Origin of the sequence: Rhodococcus sp. OK302 (assembly GCF_002245895.1) — a bacterium.
In the GTDB taxonomy this organism is placed as follows: domain Bacteria; phylum Actinomycetota; class Actinomycetes; order Mycobacteriales; family Mycobacteriaceae; genus Rhodococcus_F.
In genome coordinates, this window is the sequence record NZ_NPJZ01000001.1 from 1,692,257 (window position 1) to 1,709,959 (window position 17,703).

Genomic DNA, 17,703 nt, shown 5'->3' on the forward strand with positions numbered 1-17,703 from the left:
CTCGTTGAGCGGGATTCGGGGTTGGTGAATTTTCACTCTGGATCGAAACTCAAACTGAGTTCCAAAAAACGTATACCTAATAGGTATATTCGCGTTAGTCTGCCAAGTAGACCTGAGCGGCTGTGTGCGTACGGGGTTTCTGATCGGTAGAGATTCACTTCGAGAGGAATTCGATGACCGGAAAATGGAACGGCAGAGGCAAAGTTGCCGCCGTGGCGTTGGTGACTGCGCTGGCAGTGGCCGGGTGCGGCGGAGGTGGCGGAACAACCACGGCCGGCGGCTCGACTGCGTCGGCAGCGGATATCGATCGCAGTGCCGTCCTTCGGGTGACGGCGGCGGCGCCGACTCGAAATCTGGACCCGTACCTGCAGGCAAGCTATGGCGGATGGGGCTACCTGACTCCGATGTTCGATCGTTTGACGATGGTCGACAAGGACGGCAATCTCATTCCAGGACTTGCTAAGTCATGGGAGTTTGCCCCCGACGGCGCGTATCTCGAATTGAAGCTGCGGGACGACGTCACGTTCCATGACGGATCCAAGTTCGATGCCGCAGCTGTCGCCGCGAACTTCCAACGCGGAAAGACAATGGCCGGTAGCACGGTTGTCGCAGCGCTCGACGACATCACCTCGATTGAGGCTGTAGATCCGACGACGGTGCGTTTGAACCTCGTCAAGGGATCCGGGGTGGAATTGCCCGGACTGTTCAGCACCAATGTCGGAATGATGGTCAGCCCCAAGGTTATAGAAGCCGGTACTGACATTCGGAACGATCCCGGCCAGGGCGGATCCGGACCGTACATCGTAACGAAGTACGTGCCGGAAGAATCTCTTGATGTCACACGCGCCGAGGGAACATACTGGGATTCGGCAGCGGGATTGCTCGGTGGGATCCAGTTCAAGTGGATGCCCGATGCAACGACACGCCTGAACGGCCTGCAGACCGGTGCCACGGACATCAGCTGGGTTAGCTCTGCCAACGAGATCGTCCAGTCCCAGACGCTTGCGGACCGCAATGTCATCGGCGTTGACAAGGTGAAGTTCCGCAACGTGCTCGGTGTCTTCATGCGCGCACGCGATGACTTGGCGAAACCTGAAGTGCGCCAGGCAGTTGCACATGCAATCGACCCGGAGGCAATCAGTGCGCTCTTCTCGGGTACCTGCACGCCGTACCGTCAGATGTATCCCGAATCCAGCTGGGCAGCGGATCCCTCCTACAAGTACCCGTATACCTTTGATCTGGAGAAGGCCAAGAGCCTTGTTCAAGGTGCGGGTGGAGCGAAGATCTCATTGACCTTCGCTGCCGGAACCAACACCGAGAAGCCCACCAACGTGATTCAGTCTTCTTTGGCTGCAGCGGGATTCGATGCCGAGCTCGAGCCGGTGCCGAACACGCAGAACGAACCGGGATACATTGCCGGCAACTACCAGTCGATGGTGTCCAACAGCTTCAGCCCGAAGGTCGATCCGGCCGAAACTGTCAATACGTTTGTCGTGGGTCCCTACGACATGAGCAACGGCAATCCCGAAGTTGCAGCACTGGCAAAGAAGGCCTCCGACCCGACGTTGTCGCAGGACGCTCGCGCTGACCTGTACCACGAGATTTGGTCGAAGACACTCGCGGAAGCCATGTGGGTGCCGATCTGCAACCAGACGAACGCCACGATATTCAGTGGCAAGGTTGTCAATGCCGACAACATCCCGTGGGTCGATACCGGAATCTTCGATCTGCGATACGTCGGATTGACCAAGTAGAACTGCTGAATTCAGATCGTTCTCGATGAAGACCGGTTCGCTTCCGGGTATCTGCAATCTGCACGTACCCGGAGGCGGAACCGCCGACACGGACCGGCTGTAAGCGCCGGTGAGGGGTGCTTATGTTGCGTTATGCCGGGCGACGGCTGTTGGCGGCTGTGCCGCTTCTGTTGATCGTGCCCTTGATGATCTTCTTGTTGATCGATCTGTCGCCCGGAGATCCGGCGGTCATTCTCGCCGGAGAAAATCCGACGCCCGAGCGGCTGGCCGAGATCCGTTCGTCACTTCATTTGGACGACAACATCTTCCTGCGATATCTCCGATGGGTCGGGGGCGTGTTGCAAGGAGATTTGGGAACGTCGTTCCTCTCCCACCAGTCGGTTACGGATCTGATATTGCGGAGGATGGCGACAACGCTGTCACTGGTGATCTTCACGATGGTGCTTGCGGTGACGGTCGGCGTGATCCTCGGCGTTGTCGCATCGCTGCGCCCTGGCGGAATCGTCGACCGCATGGTCAACGTCGTGGCATCCATCGCGATTGCCATTCCGGCGTTCTGGTTCGGCCTGGTATTGGTATCCGTCTTTGCCGTAACGAATCAGATCTTTCCGGCCTTCGGGTACGCCCCGCTGTCCGCCGGTTTTGTTCCTTGGATTCAGCACCTGATCTTGCCCGGTACTGCGCTGGCCTTGCTGCCCGCCGCGGAAGTGACACTTCAATTACGCTCGTCGCTGGGACAAGTCCTGAAGAGTGACTACATTCTCAACGCGGAGGCGAAGGGCCTCAGTCGCGCCAGCGTCGTCTTCAAACACGGACTTAAGAACGCGTGTATCCCGGTGGTCACGGTGCTGGGCTTCCGGGTCTCCGAAGTACTGGGCGGAGCAGTGACCATCGAAATCATCTACGGCATGCCAGGTCTCGGAAGTCTGGCGGTGGACAGCGTCCAGAACCGTGATATTCCGGTACTGCTCGGATTCGTACTCTTCACGACCGTGGTCGTGGTGGTGGTGAATCTGCTTGTCGATATTTCCTATGGCTACTTCAACCCTAAGGTTCGCGCATGACTGACCCTGAGGCACTTACGGAGAGCGCTACGACGAAGCGTTCCAGTCGCAATCGCGGGCTGAAAGTTCTGCTGCAGAAGCCGGTTACATTGGTGGCAGGTGTCTTTCTTCTGCTGCTGGTGCTCATGGCTGTTTTTGCCCCGATCCTGGCTCCGCACGACCCGTACTTGCAGGAAGTTGTCAACCGCCTGCAGCCACCGAGCGCAGATCATCTCTTGGGAACCGACGACTACGGGCGAGATGTGCTGAGCAGATTGATCTACGGCGCTCGAATCTCCCTGACAGCATCCCTCCAAGCTGTGAGCGTGGCACTGATTCTGGGGCTTCCCCTGGGCGTTATGGCGGGCTATCGAGGTGGCTGGGTTGATTCCCTGATCACCCGAGTGATGGACGCGTTGATGAGTGCCCCGGCGCTCGTGCTCGCAATTACGATCGTTGCGGTCCTCGGATCCGGAATCACCAATGCGATGCTCGCCATCGGTTTGGTGATGGCGCCCAGATTCTTCCGTGTCGCAAGGGCTTCCACCATGGACGTGCGTCAGGAGACCTACATCGAGGCCGCAATTGCACTGGGATGTTTGCCGATCAGGACAATTGTTCGCCACATCCTCCCGAATGTCTTGCCGCCTGTCGTGCTGGTCATCTCGGTGTCACTCGGCGCAGCCGTCGCGGCTGAAGCTAGCTTGAGTTTCCTCGGTCTCGGTGCAAAGGCCCCGGCCGCGAGTTGGGGTTCGATGCTCAGCACCGCGGCGTCGAATATGCAGATTGCGCCGTACCTCGTTTGGCCGCCCGGCGTGATGATCTTTCTGACCGTCCTGTCCTTCACCTACCTGGGCGACGGTGTTCGTCGGTCCCTTCTACGGAGTCGCAATGGTGACAATTAGTGATGACACCCGCACATCAGCGGGGCTCGGCGCGAAAGGTGAACCGCTTCTACGGGTTCGAGATCTGACGATCGAGTTTCCGAGTGCCGGCGGATGGCAAACGACGGTCGACGGCGTCTCGTTCGATGTCGGCGCCGGAGAATCCGTGGCGCTGGTGGGTGAATCCGGTTCCGGGAAGACTGTTTCGTCGCTGGCGGTAATGGGATTGACTGCGGCAACCGGTGGCCGGATTGCGAGAGGGTCCATAGAATTCGACGGACGAGATCTGACCAAGGTTCCCGAGCGCGAGTGGCGAAAGCTGCGCGGTACGGGAATGGGCATGATCTTCCAGCAGCCCATTCGTAGTCTCAATCCTGCCTATACGGTCGGCGATCAGATCGCGGAATCCGTTCGCAAGCATCTGGGTTTGGATCGCAAGGCTGCTCTGGCGAGGGCAGTGGAGATGCTCGAACTGGTACAGATTCCCCGAGCCAAGGAGCGGGTGACCGAGTACCCGCATGCGTTCAGTGGTGGCATGTGCCAGCGAGTAATGATCGCAATGGTGATGGCATGCAATCCGCGGTTGCTGATCGCCGACGAACCCACCACCGCGCTCGATGTGACCGTGCAAGCGAAAATCCTCGATCTGCTGCGAGATCTGCAGGAGCAGACGGGAGTGGCGCTACTCTTCGTCAGTCACGATCTTGCTGTGGTTGCGGAACTCTGCCAGCGTGTTGTGGTCATGTATGCCGGCGAGATCGCGGAAAATGCTGCTGCAGAAGAAGTCTTCTTCCGACCGCAGCACCCCTACACATCTGGGCTCCTTGCGTCGATACCGCAGCCTGGACTGAATACGGATCGCAGACTGGTTGCGATTCCCGGAGGAATCCCCGCGGCCGCAGATTGGCCGACGGGTTGCCGTTTCGCGCCGAGATGCGGGCATGCCACTCCGGGTGTCTGCGACGTGCAGCACCCACCGATGGCGAGTGTTCCCACCGGAGAAGCGCGATGCCTGCGTGTTCAGGATCTCGATCTGCAAGGAGTGAGCGTGCGATGAGTCTTCTCGAAGTTTCGAATGTTTCGAAATCGTTTTCATCCGGACGCGACTTCCTCGGGCGTCGGACGAAGTGGTCACACGCGGTCAAGGATGTCAGCTTCACCCTCGAGGCCGGCGAATGTCTTGCAGTCGTGGGGGAGTCGGGTGCCGGCAAATCGACGGTCGGCCGTATTGCACTCAGGTTGATCGAACCCGATACCGGCTCGATCACGTTCGACGGCGTCGACGTGCGGGCGGCCAGGCCGGCTGACCTACGCAAGATGCGACGCGGGATGCAGATGATCTTCCAGGATCCGCACAGTTCACTCAATCCACGAATGACAGTGGTGGATGCAGTAATCGAACCACTTGTCGTCCACACCGATATGGACCGGGTTGCGCGCGAAAAGCTGGCGACGCAGATGTTGGACAAAGTCGGTATCGGCTCACGCTATTTCGGTAGATATCCAGCGGAATTGTCGGGTGGGCAGCTTCAGCGCGTGGCCATTGCGCGCGCATTGACGTTGAATCCCAAGATGATCGTCTGCGATGAGCCCGTTGCAGCACTGGATGTTTCGGTTCGTGCTCAGGTGCTCAATCTCCTGCGAGACCTTCAGGAGGAACTCGGGCTTGCCTATCTCTTCGTGTGCCATGACTTGGCATTGATCGAAGTCATCGCGGACCGTGTCCTGGTGATGGCGAGCGGCGAGGTGGTCGAGAGTGGGCCGGTTGCAGACATCTTCCGGAATCCGCAGCAGGAGTACACCCGGACCCTGCTCGAAGCGATTCCCGTACCGGTGCCACGTTCGGCTCGCGAACGGGGCTTCGGCGTGGTTCCTGCGGAAACCGTGGGATGACGGGGGATCTGATGAGCTCGGCACTTGATGCAGTCACGCCAGAGCAGTCCCGAACGGTCCTGAGGACCACGGACGCTGGTGATTTCTTGATGAGCGACTACCTGGGAGGGCATTCGGACGGCTCGGACGACGGCGGCTTTCAGGCCTATCTCGTTGGGCAGAAAGCTCCGGTACTTCGGCCGCACTACCACGAGGTCGATCAATTTCAGGTGGTATTGGACGGTGACGGCCGATTGGGTAGGCACGCAATAGGTTCGGGCACGGTGCATTACAGCGATGCGTACACGGTGTACGGCCCGATCTTTGCCGACGGCCCGGACGGTCTGTCGTACTTCACTCTGCGGCTCGATCCTGCAGTGGGACTGAACTACATGCCCGAATCGCGGGTTAAAGGCGAGACTCGTGCCGGCGAGCACTTCACCTGCAGCGTCGACGAGGGCGGCAGTGAGACAGGCGAGTTGAATCTGCTGGCCCGCACTCGTCGTGGTGCTTCGGCGTTCGGTGTCGCGCTTGTCCCGGGCGTGGCACTGTCTGCCGAGGCATTGCGTCGATGTGACGGCCGAGGGTACGTTGTGGTGCTCTCCGGTACAGCCGACCTCGGTGGTCGATCACTGCCGACCGGAAGCCTGATCCCGTTCGAGACCGCGCTGGCTTTGAAAGGTGTTACGGCACAATCCGAACAGGTCCGTCTGGCCGTAGTCGCATTTTCGACGCAAGCCGACTGACGACTGCTCAGTGCGTCCCTCCGAGCTGGTCGGCGGCGGTCCGGAGCAACTCGCCGTAATGAGCGAAGTGATCTTCCGTGACTCGAGTTTCGGGCCCGCTGATCACTACCGCGCCGATCGGTGAGCCTGATACGTCGAGGATCGCTGCCGCGAGACTGGTTGATCCCTGCTGCACTGCACCGGCGCTGACGGACCATCCGCGAGAGCGAATCTCTTGGTATTCCTCCGGGCTGAGCAACAAATGTGGTTCGCTCGAGCCATTTTCGCGTTCTTGCTGTGTGAGATAGGCGTGGATCACACGTCCGGAAGCGCTGGTCTCGGGCGCGTGTACTTGTCCGACCTTCAGTGCTGTACGGACCATCTGGTTGCCGTCGACTACGCCGAGCACGATCATGTGTTTGTTCTCGGCAACGGCGAGGTGAACGCTCTCTCCGGTTGCATTGCGGAGCTCGGTCATGACCGGTTGTGCGCGTGCGGTAAGTGACGAGCCGTTGTAGACCTGGCCAGCGACGACCACGCAGCGGGTGGAGAGTTCCCACCGGGGTGGGGCGTCGCCGGCGGGGCGAATCCATTGGGCTTCATGAAGAGTCGCCAGGGTGCGCTGCATGGCGCTCTTGTCGATGTCGAGTAGGCGGGCGAGCGCTGTCAACCCGATGGGTTGATGGGCTGCTATGGCCTCGATGACGTGAAGACCACGCGTGAGACCGCTGATTGTCTTGACTGAGATCTGGCTCACCCCTATTGTTGATACAGAATTGATACACAGTATCACATAGGGATACTTGTGGTGCAACGGATCTCCTGCAATTGCCTTCGACGTGCACTTTCCGAACCTGCGAAGTATCGAGAGGTCGATGTGAAAAAGTTCAAGCCGTCTGTGGCGCAACTGATCCCGGATCTGACGCCGGCGGAACAGATTGTCGTTCTTGCCCGTGCACTGTGGAATGAGGGTTATCGGGATCATCTCGCCGGACACATCACCTACAACCTCGGAGACGGCACCATGCTGTGCAATCCGTGGCTTCTGACCTGGGAGGAGATTCTCCCGGCCGACATCATTCGCATCGATCTGGACGGTAAGGTCCTTGAAGGTGATTGGCCTGTTCCCTTGGGGATTCCGCTGCATCTTGCACTGCACCGAGCACGGCCGGACGTGGGTATCGCGTTGCACAATCATTCCGAATTCGGCACGGTCTGGGCAGATTTGGGCGAGGTTCCGCCGGCCTACGATCAGAGTTCGAGCCTCGGCGGCGGTGAAGTGGTCCTCGTCGACGAATACGAAGGTGCCGTCGACAGCATGGATGCGGCTGAATCCGCGATACGGTCGATCGGACAGGCTGATCGGGCACTTCTGGCCGGGCATGGCGTCTTCGTAACCGGGAGCACTGCCGCCGCTGTCTACCTGCGAGCGGTCGCACTCGAACAGCGTTGCAAGAACGCCTGGATGATTCGAGTAGCCGACGGGCCGTCGAAGACATCGTTGCCCAATTGGTGGCTCGATCGTATGGCCGGAAGTGACGGCAACAGCTACTACGGGTTCTGGGAATCGGCAGTACGGGCCGTTCTGCGTTCCGACCCTGAGCTTTTCGAGAGCATCGAATCGTGCAACTGAGGGTATGTCGCTCTGTCATCAACGGTGGAATCGGAACGGATGATCATGGACTTTGAACTCGACGCGAACCAACGAGCCTGGCGTGAAGAGGTGCGCGCATTTCTCGCTGAGAACGTCACACCGGAACTACGTGCGGAGATGGCCGAACACGATCTCGAATTCATCGGCGGAGAGCTCACTGCCTTCCGCCGAAAGATCGGAGCCAAAGGATGGTTCGGACTGAACTGGCCCGAGGAATTCGGCGGGCTCGGGCTGGGAGCCGTTTACCAGCATCTGTTGGTGAGCGAATTCGAGTACTGGGGTGTGCCGGGCCCAGATCTGACGGTCACCTCGGTGGCTCCGATGATCATGCGTCACGGCACTCGGCAGAATCGGGAGGAGTTCCTTCCGCCTATCGCTCGAGGCGAGTTGACTTGCGCAGTCGGGTATTCCGAACCCAATGCGGGTACCGACCTGGCGAGTTTGAAGACACGGGCAGTACGTGAAGGGGACGAGTGGGTGATCAACGGTTCCAAGATCTGGAACAGTATGGCGCAGCGGGTCACTCACGAATGGCTGTGTGTCCGTACCAATACCGAAGTGCCCAAGCACAAGGGAATTTCGGTGATCATCGTACCGATCGATGCGCCGGGCATCGTGATTCGCCCGATCACGGCATGGTCCGGGTATCGAACCAACGAGACGTTTTTCGACAACGTCCGTGTCCCCGTGACGAACTTGATCGGTGAGGTCGACAAGGGTTGGAAGTACATCACCGGCGCATTGGACCTCGAGCGGGGTGCACTCACCAATGCGGGCGACCTCCGACGGGCGGTCGACGATCTCTTGATTCTCTCCCGCGAGATCCGTGAGGACGGAACGCGCCCCGTCGACAGCGCAGACGTACGACGCAAGCTTGCGCAGTTGGACGCCGATGTCGAACTTGCACAGCTCATGGGTTTCGAAGCTTCGTCACTGTTGGAAAGCGGAACCATTCCGTCGGTGCTCGTGAGCACGGAGAAGGTGTTCTCCAGTGAGCTCAGACAGAGAATCGCTGACATCGGAACATCGATGCTCGGTCCGGCCGGCTTGATCGCGGGTTCCGATCCGAATGCTGTGATGGCCGGCAAGTTCGAGCGTTTGTACCGCGCTGCCCCGTTGCTTCGATTCGGCGCCGGTGCAAACGAGGTTCTGCGAGACGTCATAGCGCAGCGCGGACACGGCCTGCCGAGTTACGGACGCTGACATGACCTTGACATTCCTCGACCGCGTAGGAGATCGCTGATGAAACTTGTTGCGACCCAAGATCAACTCGATCTGCAGGCGATGGTGAGCGCGGTACTGGCTAAACAATGTCCGACCAGCCTGGTGCGTGAATTGGCGGGGCCGACGTCGGACGGAATTCCCGACAAGTTGATGGCGGCGCTGGCAGAGGTCGGCGTGCTGGGTTTGGCGATAGACGAAGAGTACGGCGGCGGTGGTGCGGGGTTGTACGAACTCGGTGTGTTCTTCCGTGAAGGCGGACGGGTACTGTGCCCGTCAATTGTCTACAGCACATTGCAATTCGGTGTAGCCGTCGGCCGTCTGGCCTCACCGGAGCAACGCAGTCGGTATCTGTCCGGTGTGGCCGGCGGCGACCTTCGCGCCACCGTCGCGGCCTGGAATCCGTCCGATGCAGCGGATATCCGTCCCGCCGTAACCGCAACGCCGGCTCCGGGTGGATGGCTACTCAACGGCACTATCGCGTTTGCCGTGAATACTTCGATCGCGGACGTGGTTCTGTTGACCGCCCGTACGACGGTGTTCGCCGAACCCGAACGACTGATCGGCGCCTTCGTGAATCCGGCCGACGCGGGCTGGAACAGTGTCGTGCTCTCGACAATGTCCGGCGAGAAGATCAGTCGTGTGGAACTGGTCGATGTCTACGTATCGGACGACGCGGTTTCTCTCGGCGAGAGTGGGAAGGGGCTGAGCCGCGACGATGTCCGTTGGGTTGCGGACGCGGCGGTGGCTCTGCAATGCATGGAGATGGTGGGGGGCGCCGCCGCAGTCCTGGAACGGACGGTGAACTACGTCGCCCAGCGCGAGCAGTTCGGGCGGTCGATCGGCAGTTTTCAAGCTGCGCAACACATTGTCGCCGATATGCACATTTCGATAGAAGGCGCCCGGTTGGCGGCTGCGCAGGCGGTCTGGTGGGTTGCCCGGGGAGAATCGGCCACACGTGCAGTCGCAATCGCGAAAATGCACTGCAGCGAAGCGTACAAGCGGGCGACGCTCGACGGTCATCAGTTGCACGGCGGAATGGGGTATGTCCTCGAGACTGACCTGCATCTGTGGTCCGAACGAGCAAAGGTCACGGAAATACGCTTCGGCACAGCAGATATCGCTGCCACCTGGTTGCAGAAGGAGCTTGGTCTTGTCCGATGAATCGCGCGCGGAACCACGTCAGGCTCTCCAAGACCTGCGAATCCTGGATCTTTCTCGGTGGGTAGCTGGTGAGTACGCCACAAAGATGTTTGCCGACTTCGGTGCGGACGTCGTGAAGATCGAAAAGCCTGGCACCGGAAGCCTGACACGGTCCTGGGGGCCCTTCCCCGGAGATGTTCCCGATCCGGAACGAAGCGCACTCTTCCTGCATCTGAACACCAACAAGAAGTCTCTGGTTCTGGACCTGGAATCGGACTCGGACCGCGAGGTACTGCTGCGCCTCATCGACACTGCCGACGCCGTTGTGGAGTCCTTCCGGCCGGGCCACCTGGAGAAGCTGGGTCTGGGCCCGGATGTGTTGCAGGCGAGAAACCCTCGTCTGGTGATCACACGAATCAGTGCATTCGGTCAGAGTGGACCGTATCGGGATCGTGAAGCGACAGGTTTGGTTCTTCAAGCTGCCGGTGGGCCGATGAACGCGACCGGCGGAGCAGATCGTGCCCCGTTGCGAAAGCCTGGTCTGCTCGAGCACTACACGATCGGACGTACCGCCGGAGAGGCCACGATGGCAGGGCTGTTCAGTGCGCGGCGTACTGGCGGGGGATCGGTGATCGACGTATCCGGTCAGGAGGTTCTGCTAGCGGGAGCGGATCGTCGAGCGTCGTATCTGGTGTCTGCGGCCTATTCCGGCATGAATGCCCCACGCGGAGTTCGTAGTCCGCATCGGCACGGCGTGACCTTCACCGGCCCGTTCCGGGCCAATGACGGTTTTGTGATGCTGTACGTGACCAATCAGGCCTTCTGGAATCGACTGGTCGACATCGTGAGTGAGGACGATCGTGAATTCCATTCGCGCTATCACGGGCGGGAAACGATTGTCGGTACCGATCGTGAAGAGTTCATGGACTACGTCACCGAGTGGTTTGCCGTGCGCCCGAAGGTGGCGATAATGGAGCGGTGCGAAGCGGCGCGTATCCCCGTCACTGCGTATCTCGACGTTTCGGAACTGCTCCGTCACGAGCACTTTCGTAGCAGAGGTGCTTTCGTTCGTGGTTCCCATCCCGTCGCCGGAACGTTGGACTACACCGGAGCGCCGTGGCGGATGGCCAACGGGTTCCGGTTGCGCCACACCGCGCCGACACTCGACCAACATGGGCCAGAGATCCGTGAGTCCTTCACGACTGCAGGAGGATCCGAATGAACTACCCACTCGAAGGTATCCGCGTCGTGGATTTGACCGTCGTTTGGTCGGGTCCGGGGGCTACCGCATTGTTGGGTGACCTGGGCGCGGAAGTGATTCGCCTGGAAGGAAACAACCGGATCAGCAGGCAGGTCTCGGCGAAGACCACGAAGGAGTCGATCGCGCAGACCGGCTACCACGGTGGCACCTATCCGGATAAGGATCCCGGCGAGCGGCCTTACGACCGTACTGCGCTGTTCAACTGGCATTCCCGGAACAAGCTGTCGGCGTGCATGAACCTCGACACCGAGGAAGGCCGCGCTGCGGCGATCGAGCTGATCAAAGTCAGTGACGTTCTGGTGGAGAATAATTCGAATGGCACGTTGGAGAAGTTGGGGCTGGGACACGAGCGTCTGCTCGAGATCAATCCGCGGTTGATCGTCGCTCGAATGCCTCCGCTCGGTATGACCGGTCCGATGAGTGACTACCTCGGTTACGGGCCCAACTTCAACTCGCTGGTCGGAATAGCGGCGATGGACGGTTACGAGGGTGAGGAGCCGGATTCCGCCGGAGAGAACTACCACATGGACGAAGCGGCGCCGGCGGGGCTGGCCTTCGCCGTGATGGCCGCGCTCTGGGACCGGGAGCACACGGGTGTCGGTGGTCTGGTCGAGTTCGCGCAAGCCGAGAATGTCATGGCGGAGATCGGTGAGTTCGTACTCGACGCCCAGGTCAACGACAGAGTTCCGGAGATACTCGGAAACGCGGATCCCCATGTGCTGCAGGATGTTTTCCTCAGCGCGGACGAAGATGTCTGGGTTGCGATCTCTGTACGAGACGATCGGGACTGGGTGGCGTTGGCAGGAGTGGTCGGTGGCGACGGTTTCGCGGAGTCCGGTTCGGATGCGCCTGCCCGACTATCGAATTCAGTGGGTATCCGGGATCGCATTTCTCGATGGACTCGCGAATTGGGAGCGGACAGTATCGTTCGTGATCTGCAGGAATTGGGAATCCCTTCCGGCGTGGTCATGAACGAGTGCGCCGTACTGGTGGATCCCCACCTCCGTGAACGTGAGTGGTTCCAGGAACGATCACATCCTTCGGTGGGAACCTATCGATATCCGGGACATCCCTGGCGGGCTGAGGGATTCGATCTGGCTTTCGGTCGAGTGCTTCCGGGATTCGGTGAGGACAACGAGTACGTCTACAAGAAGGTTCTCGGATATTCCGACGAGAAGTATGCCGAACTCGAGGATTCCGGACTAGTGACCGACCATCAAATAGCTTGAGAGAGAAAGACTATGACTGAGAATTTGATCTTGATTGCGGATTCGGAATCCCTGATTCCCGACGAAGTCGCAGCGCGAATCGGGGATGTTGTCTCCGAGGCCACCGGTGCCGTCGTCGCACGGGATTGGCAACGGTGGGCTGTGTCCGTCGGTGAGACCAACGCGTTGTACTTTGACGGTGCCTACGCTCGAGCCCACGGGTATCGCGGTATCGTCTGTCCTCCACTGTATTTGCAGTACGCGATCCTCGGGGTGACTCCGATTCCGGAGCTCCGAGTGGATGGATCTTCCGGCGCGGCCTCCGGAAATCTGGTTTTCCCGTTGTGCCCCAAACGTATGGCAGGCGGAGAGAACACCACATTCTTCGGGCCAGGCTACGACGGCGATGTGGTCACCAGTGTGCGTGTAGTGGATTCGGTGGAGGAGAAGCGTGGACGCTCCGGCCGGTTCGTACTGGTGACCTGGAGAACCACGTACACAAATCAGAACGACGAGGTGCTGGCCGAGGCCACCACCTCGATGATCGCGCGTCCGTAGCGAGGGAGAGATGGCAGTCATGTCACCGCAGGTGTATTTCGACGACGTACAGACCGGCGATTCGATCCCGGTCCTCCATGTGAGCGTCAACCAATTACAGATGTTCCTTTTCAGTGCAGCGACTTACAACGGGCACCGAATCCACTACGACCGTAGCTGGGCCGTAGATGTCGAGGGGTATCCGGACGTTGTGGTGCAGGGTCCGCTCCAAGCAGCGCTGCTTGCCCGGGTCGTCACAGATTGGATCGGTGGCGCTGGGTCGTTGGTGAACTTCTCGGCATCCAATCGGGCCGTTGCTTTCCCGGAGGAACCGTTGGAGTTCACGGGCATCGTGACGGGCAAGCGGGACGAGAACGGAAGGACGCTGGTCGATCTGGAGCTCGCCGGTGTACGTGACGGCACGATCCTGATGCCGGGAACGGCGACCGTGTCTTTGCCTCGTCGACCCGAATTTCCATCGAATGGAGTCTCCTGATGTCCGGTCTGCGCGGTGAAGCTGCAATAGTCGGATTCTGTGAATTGCCGGCGCAACGTAAGCAGACTCGACCGGAACAGTTCACCATCGAGCAGTGGGCGATGCTCTCCAAAATGGCGATCGACGATGCTGGGCTCGAGGCATCGCAGATCAACGGTCTTGTCACGCACGGGATTGCGGAATCCGAGATGTTTGCTCCCGCCACGCTCTCCGAGTATCTCGGAATTCCACTGAATTTCGGTGAACGTGTCGACCTCGGTGGTGCTACGGCCGCCGGAATGGTGTGGCGCGCTGCAGCTGCCGTCGAATTGGGTATCTGCGACGCGGTGTTGGTGATCGTTCCGGGCTCGTTCATGACCCCGAAATCTCGAATTCAGCCGGCTGTGGATCCGGGGTATCTCGGCGCCTCGAGCGGCAAGTTCGGTTCTCCTCAGGCAGAATTCGAGATTCCGTACGGCAATCTCGGTCAGAACGCGCCCTACGCGCAGATTGCTCAGCGGTATGCCGCGGAATTCGGGTACGACGAGCGAGCTACCGCAAAGATCGCGGTGGACCAGCGGACCAATGCCTGCGCTACCCCCGGCGCTGTGTTCCACGGAAAGCCGATCACCATCGAAGACGTGTTGGCGAGTCCGATGATTGCAGACCCCATTCGGATGCTCGAAGTGGTCATGCGGGTCCAGGGCGGGGCAGGTGTCGTCGTCGCCAACGCGGATATCGCACGTCGTGGTCGCAATCGGCCGGTGTGGATCAAGGGATTCGGTGAGCACGTGTCATTCAAGACGCCGACTTATGCAGAAGACATGGTGCGGACGCCCATTGCGAAGGCGGCAAACACGGCGTTCGACATGGCCGGTATCTCGCGTTCGGCAGTGGATATGGCGTCGATCTACGACTGCTACACGATCACGGTAGTGATGAGCCTCGAGGACGCAGGCTTCTGCGAGAAGGGGAAGGGTATGGAGTGGGTGTCCTCGCGGGACCTGACCTTCCGTGGTGACTTCCCCCTGAATACGGCCGGCGGCCAATTGTCCTTCGGGCAAGCAGGAATGGCCGGTGGAATGCACCATGTGTGCGACGGTGTCCGGCAGTTGATGGGCAGGTCCGGTGACGCGCAGGTCGACGACTGCAATACGGCTTTCATCACCGGCAACGGCGGCATCATGAGTGAACAAGTTGCGTTGATCCTCCAAGGAGATTAGTGATGTCGATCGAAAAGCCGTTTCCGGAACCGACCCCCGTTTCTGCTCCATTCTGGGATGCATTGCGAGAGAACAAGATCAGAATCCAATATTCGCCGTCTTCGGAAGCATTTGTGTTCTACCCGCGTGTTTTGGCCCCTCGCACGCTGGCTGACGACCTCGAATGGCGCGAAATCAGTGGGATGGGCACGCTGTATACCTACACGGTTGCAGACCGCCCGACGGCGCCGCCGTGGTCGGATTCGTTGCCGCAATTCCTGGCGGTTGTGCAGTGGGACGAGGGGCCACGGTTCAGTACCGAATTGGTGGATGTCGGTGATGTGGAACTGAGCGTAGGTATGCGCGTGGAACCCGTATTCTGCGACTATCCGGAGCGGGACATCACGCTGCTTCGATATCGGCCGGTTGCGGCGGCGTGAGTGTCGATTCAGTTGTCGTGCTTGCGAAGCTCGTTCGGTGTCAGTGGTGTCGGCTTCTTTCGTCGTGCACGCCCCGCTGAGGATTTATCCAGGGCGAGTCGGGACATGTTCTCCAACATCCAGTTTGCGCGATCTCGTTCGGATTCGTAATACATTTCCGACCAGCGCAATACGAGTTCTGGATAGGCCCAGCCGGGCTCTTCGGAAGCGCCTTCGGCATCGGCGATGGCGCGTATTCGCATCTTCTCCGATTGGTCTCGATGCTCGGTGAGAGCGGATTGCAACTTGTCGGGGTCTGCGAGATGGCCGAGCCACATTCGAAGCATGACACCGTGTTTGAGTACAGCGGGTTCGACTGGGGATTCGTTCGCCCACAGAGCCGCAGCGTCGGTTCCAGCGGGTGTGATTTTGTAGAGTCGCTTACTTTTGACGTCGTTGGTACTCACGACGCGCGATGTTGCAAAGCCGTGCGCTTCGAGGCTTTTGAGTTCGCTGTAGATCTGACTGTACGACGGAGCCCAGTAGAAGAAACGCAGGCTCCAGTCTGCCCACTTCTTGAGGTCGTATCCCGAAAGTTCGGATCCGAAGGACAACAGACCGAGAACAGCCCAACTCGTGGGTCTCAGAGAGGGCACATCTGTGGGCGTTTCGTCCTTGGCCATGATCGAAGATTACCCGTCGGTAGGCCATTGCAAAGTAGTTCTGTTAGAAATATTTTGAAAAGTAATATCGGTGCAGAATGGGGACACCGCTCACCGGGAGGTCCGTCGAATCCTGCGCAGGGTGAATGCTTGAATGCAGGCATGCAGCGTGATTTTCCCGCGCAGACGCTCGACGAGCTCTGCTTGGTCTTGGCGGAGCGGTACCGAGACCGGGTGGCGCTGCTCGACGGCCGTCGGGAAATCACTTACGGCGAACTTGCGGACCACGCCTTGCGAGTCGCGTCCGTTCTCGCGAATTCGGGTGTACAACCGGGAGACCGTGTGGTTCTCGCTGGTCGGAACTCCATGGATTGGGTCTGCATCGCCCTGGGGATCATCTGCGCCGGCGCAACAGCCGTTCCCATCGGGCACGGTGTCAGCGGCCTGGAGTATTCACGAATTCTGAATGTCACAGTTCCGGTGTTGGTCATCGACGACTCCCGAATTGTGGACGTCATGCGCTCTGCGAAAATCACACGGCCTCGAGCCGACCGGAGGGTTGCCGAGCGCGACGATGTCGCTCTGATTCTGTCCACGTCTGGTTCGACGGGTGCGTCCAAACAGGTTCCCATGACTCACGGACAGTTGACACGGTTGTACGCCGCAGTGGCAGACAGGCTCGAGTTGACGAGTGCTGATCGCGTGATCGGCGCGGTCCCGTTTGCCCATTCGTTCGGATTCAACGGAGTGCTGCTGACTGCAATGGCTGTAGGAGCATCAGTCCGGGTGGTCGAGCAGTACAACCGATCAGACCTTGCCGATGTCATAGTCCGCGACCGAGTCAGCGTGGTGATGGGTCCGCCGACCATTCTGTTCGATCTCGTGAACAGTGGCAGGGAGGACATCGGAACGGTATGCCGGATGGCAGTGAGCGGCGGTTCCGAGGTTCCGCTCGATCGCATGCGAGCAGCCTGCCGCGAGCTCGGTATCACACGCATGTTCGTCGGCTACGGACTTACCGAAGCCTGCGGAACCGTCGCGATCGGCAGCATCATCGAGGGTGGGCCGGGTTCGCTCGCAATGCTGACTCCCATTGACGGCCTTGATATCCGGATCGTCGACGACTACGGCTACCCACTCCCGCCGGATGTCGACGGTCACGTTCTCTGCTCCGGCTACAACGTCATGTCCGGCTACCTCGAAGCGGGCGAAGTCTCGGAATCGACGATCGACAACACTGTGGACAGCGACGGATGGTTAAGGACCGGTGACATCGGATGGACGGATGACGACGGAAATCTCTATGTCGTTTCGCGTGCCAAAGACATGGTGATCGTCAGCGGATTCAACGTGTACCCACAAGAAGTCGAGACGGTCTTGTTGCAGCATCCCCTGATCCTCGAAGCTGTGGTGATCGGAGTGGCAGACGAACGCCAGGGCCAACGACTTGTCGCGTGCGTGATTCCGATTCCCAGCCGCCGCGTCGATTCCGATGATCTGATCGATTTTTGCCGTGAACGATTGAATGCGTACAAGGTGCCGCGTGTCTACGTCGAATTGGAAATGCTGCCGAGAACGCACACCGGGAAACAGTCTCGAGAGGAACTTCGGAAGCAGATTTCGGAACGGCTCTGAGGCGCGAT

The 17,703-nt window shown here is 59.6% G+C and carries 18 protein-coding genes; 16 read left to right on the top strand and 2 right to left on the bottom strand.

The window, feature by feature from the left end; all coding sequences use genetic code 11:
• The first annotated feature begins 173 nt into the window (after positions 1–173).
• The 6 genes from BDB13_RS07745 to BDB13_RS07770 all read left to right on the top strand — a co-directional run bounded on the left by BDB13_RS07745 (position 174) and on the right by BDB13_RS07770 (position 6,299).
• Positions 174–1,754, top strand: coding sequence for an ABC transporter substrate-binding protein (locus BDB13_RS07745; protein ID WP_094271123.1), 1,581 nt, complete (start codon positions 174–176; stop codon positions 1,752–1,754).
• A gap of 122 nt (positions 1,755–1,876) precedes the next feature.
• Positions 1,877–2,818: an ABC transporter permease gene (locus tag BDB13_RS07750; RefSeq protein ID WP_094271124.1), complete on the top strand. Its 942-nt coding sequence runs from the start codon at positions 1,877–1,879 to the stop codon at positions 2,816–2,818.
• Entirely contained in the window at positions 2,815–3,702 is an 888-nt protein-coding gene (locus tag BDB13_RS07755; protein WP_094274762.1) for an ABC transporter permease, read from the top strand. The genes BDB13_RS07750 and BDB13_RS07755 overlap by 4 nt, the downstream gene beginning before the upstream one ends.
• A complete protein-coding gene (locus BDB13_RS07760; protein ID WP_094274763.1) occupies positions 3,689–4,738 on the top strand; it encodes an ABC transporter ATP-binding protein in 1,050 nt (349 codons plus the stop codon). The genes BDB13_RS07755 and BDB13_RS07760 overlap by 14 nt, the downstream gene beginning before the upstream one ends.
• A complete protein-coding gene (locus tag BDB13_RS07765; RefSeq protein ID WP_094271125.1) occupies positions 4,735–5,574 on the top strand; it encodes an ATP-binding cassette domain-containing protein in 840 nt (279 codons plus the stop codon). Before BDB13_RS07760 ends, BDB13_RS07765 begins: the two co-directional genes overlap by 4 nt.
• A gap of 89 nt (positions 5,575–5,663) precedes the next feature.
• The gene (locus BDB13_RS07770) at positions 5,664–6,299 is read left to right on the top strand and encodes a hypothetical protein (protein ID WP_141210622.1); all 636 of its coding nucleotides are present in this window, start codon (positions 5,664–5,666) and stop codon (positions 6,297–6,299) included.
• Between the two features lie 7 nt (positions 6,300–6,306).
• Here the strand turns inward: BDB13_RS07770 and BDB13_RS07775 are convergent, their stop codons facing one another.
• The gene (locus BDB13_RS07775; RefSeq protein WP_094271127.1) at positions 6,307–7,035 is read right to left on the bottom strand and encodes an IclR family transcriptional regulator; all 729 of its coding nucleotides are present in this window, start codon (positions 7,033–7,035) and stop codon (positions 6,307–6,309) included.
• A 120-nt stretch (positions 7,036–7,155) separates the two neighbouring features.
• Between BDB13_RS07775 and BDB13_RS07780 the strand changes: the two genes are divergently transcribed.
• From BDB13_RS07780 to BDB13_RS07820, 9 genes are read left to right on the top strand one after another with little or no spacing between them, the layout of a single operon-like run.
• Positions 7,156–7,911, top strand: coding sequence for a class II aldolase/adducin family protein (locus tag BDB13_RS07780; RefSeq protein ID WP_094274764.1), 756 nt, complete (start codon positions 7,156–7,158; stop codon positions 7,909–7,911).
• Positions 7,912–7,956: 45 nt separating this feature from the next.
• Positions 7,957–9,135 carry an acyl-CoA dehydrogenase family protein gene (locus BDB13_RS07785; protein ID WP_094274765.1) on the top strand — a complete coding sequence of 393 codons (1,179 nt, stop codon included), beginning with the start codon at positions 7,957–7,959 and terminating at the stop codon, positions 9,133–9,135.
• Positions 9,136–9,174: 39 nt separating this feature from the next.
• Positions 9,175–10,317, top strand: a complete 1,143-nt coding sequence (locus tag BDB13_RS07790; protein WP_094271128.1) for an acyl-CoA dehydrogenase family protein — start codon at positions 9,175–9,177, stop codon at positions 10,315–10,317.
• Entirely contained in the window at positions 10,307–11,518 is a 1,212-nt protein-coding gene (locus BDB13_RS07795; RefSeq protein WP_176459544.1) for a CaiB/BaiF CoA transferase family protein, read from the top strand. Before BDB13_RS07790 ends, BDB13_RS07795 begins: the two co-directional genes overlap by 11 nt.
• Entirely contained in the window at positions 11,515–12,786 is a 1,272-nt protein-coding gene (locus BDB13_RS07800; protein WP_094271129.1) for a CaiB/BaiF CoA transferase family protein, read from the top strand. Before BDB13_RS07795 ends, BDB13_RS07800 begins: the two co-directional genes overlap by 4 nt.
• A 12-nt stretch (positions 12,787–12,798) precedes the next feature.
• Positions 12,799–13,323 carry an FAS1-like dehydratase domain-containing protein gene (locus BDB13_RS07805; protein ID WP_094271130.1) on the top strand — a complete coding sequence of 175 codons (525 nt, stop codon included), beginning with the start codon at positions 12,799–12,801 and terminating at the stop codon, positions 13,321–13,323.
• A 19-nt stretch (positions 13,324–13,342) separates the two neighbouring features.
• A complete protein-coding gene (locus tag BDB13_RS07810; RefSeq protein WP_141210704.1) occupies positions 13,343–13,798 on the top strand; it encodes a MaoC/PaaZ C-terminal domain-containing protein in 456 nt (151 codons plus the stop codon).
• Entirely contained in the window at positions 13,798–15,000 is a 1,203-nt protein-coding gene (locus tag BDB13_RS07815) for a thiolase family protein (RefSeq protein WP_094271132.1), read from the top strand. Before BDB13_RS07810 ends, BDB13_RS07815 begins: the two co-directional genes overlap by 1 nt.
• A 2-nt stretch (positions 15,001–15,002) precedes the next feature.
• The gene (locus BDB13_RS07820; RefSeq protein WP_206040946.1) at positions 15,003–15,419 is read left to right on the top strand and encodes a Zn-ribbon domain-containing OB-fold protein; all 417 of its coding nucleotides are present in this window, start codon (positions 15,003–15,005) and stop codon (positions 15,417–15,419) included.
• An 8-nt stretch (positions 15,420–15,427) separates the two neighbouring features.
• Here BDB13_RS07820 and BDB13_RS07825 read toward each other — a convergent pair whose 3' ends face one another.
• Complete coding sequence (locus tag BDB13_RS07825; RefSeq protein ID WP_094271134.1) at positions 15,428–16,081, bottom strand: PadR family transcriptional regulator; 654 nt, start codon at positions 16,079–16,081, stop codon at positions 15,428–15,430.
• A gap of 141 nt (positions 16,082–16,222) precedes the next feature.
• Here BDB13_RS07825 and BDB13_RS07830 point away from each other — a divergent pair, with 141 nt between their 5' ends.
• Positions 16,223–17,695 (top strand): class I adenylate-forming enzyme family protein, encoded by a 1,473-nt coding sequence (locus BDB13_RS07830; protein ID WP_094271135.1) that lies wholly within the window; start codon positions 16,223–16,225, stop codon positions 17,693–17,695.
• Positions 17,696–17,703 lie beyond the last annotated feature (8 nt).

Excerpts from the sequence above, each read along its gene's own strand:
- BDB13_RS07745 (WP_094271123.1), top strand. The coding sequence starts at position 174 with ATGACCGGAAAATGGAACGGCAGAGGCAAAGTTGCCGCCGTGGCGTTG.
- BDB13_RS07785 (WP_094274765.1), top strand. The coding sequence starts at position 7,957 with ATGGACTTTGAACTCGACGCGAACCAACGAGCCTGGCGTGAAGAGGTG.
- BDB13_RS07815 (WP_094271132.1), top strand. The coding sequence starts at position 13,798 with ATGTCCGGTCTGCGCGGTGAAGCTGCAATAGTCGGATTCTGTGAATTG.
- BDB13_RS07790 (WP_094271128.1), top strand. The coding sequence starts at position 9,175 with ATGAAACTTGTTGCGACCCAAGATCAACTCGATCTGCAGGCGATGGTG.
- BDB13_RS07760 (WP_094274763.1), top strand. The coding sequence starts at position 3,689 with ATGGTGACAATTAGTGATGACACCCGCACATCAGCGGGGCTCGGCGCG.
- BDB13_RS07825 (WP_094271134.1), bottom strand. The coding sequence starts at position 16,081 with ATGGCCAAGGACGAAACGCCCACAGATGTGCCCTCTCTGAGACCCACG.
- BDB13_RS07755 (WP_094274762.1), top strand. The coding sequence starts at position 2,815 with ATGACTGACCCTGAGGCACTTACGGAGAGCGCTACGACGAAGCGTTCC.
- BDB13_RS07810 (WP_141210704.1), top strand. The coding sequence starts at position 13,343 with ATGTCACCGCAGGTGTATTTCGACGACGTACAGACCGGCGATTCGATC.
- BDB13_RS07770 (WP_141210622.1), top strand. The coding sequence starts at position 5,664 with ATGAGCGACTACCTGGGAGGGCATTCGGACGGCTCGGACGACGGCGGC.
- BDB13_RS07800 (WP_094271129.1), top strand. The coding sequence starts at position 11,515 with ATGAACTACCCACTCGAAGGTATCCGCGTCGTGGATTTGACCGTCGTT.
- BDB13_RS07765 (WP_094271125.1), top strand. The coding sequence starts at position 4,735 with ATGAGTCTTCTCGAAGTTTCGAATGTTTCGAAATCGTTTTCATCCGGA.
- BDB13_RS07830 (WP_094271135.1), top strand. The coding sequence starts at position 16,223 with ATGCAGCGTGATTTTCCCGCGCAGACGCTCGACGAGCTCTGCTTGGTC.
- BDB13_RS07805 (WP_094271130.1), top strand. The coding sequence starts at position 12,799 with ATGACTGAGAATTTGATCTTGATTGCGGATTCGGAATCCCTGATTCCC.
- BDB13_RS07820 (WP_206040946.1), top strand. The coding sequence starts at position 15,003 with ATGTCGATCGAAAAGCCGTTTCCGGAACCGACCCCCGTTTCTGCTCCA.
- BDB13_RS07750 (WP_094271124.1), top strand. The coding sequence starts at position 1,877 with ATGTTGCGTTATGCCGGGCGACGGCTGTTGGCGGCTGTGCCGCTTCTG.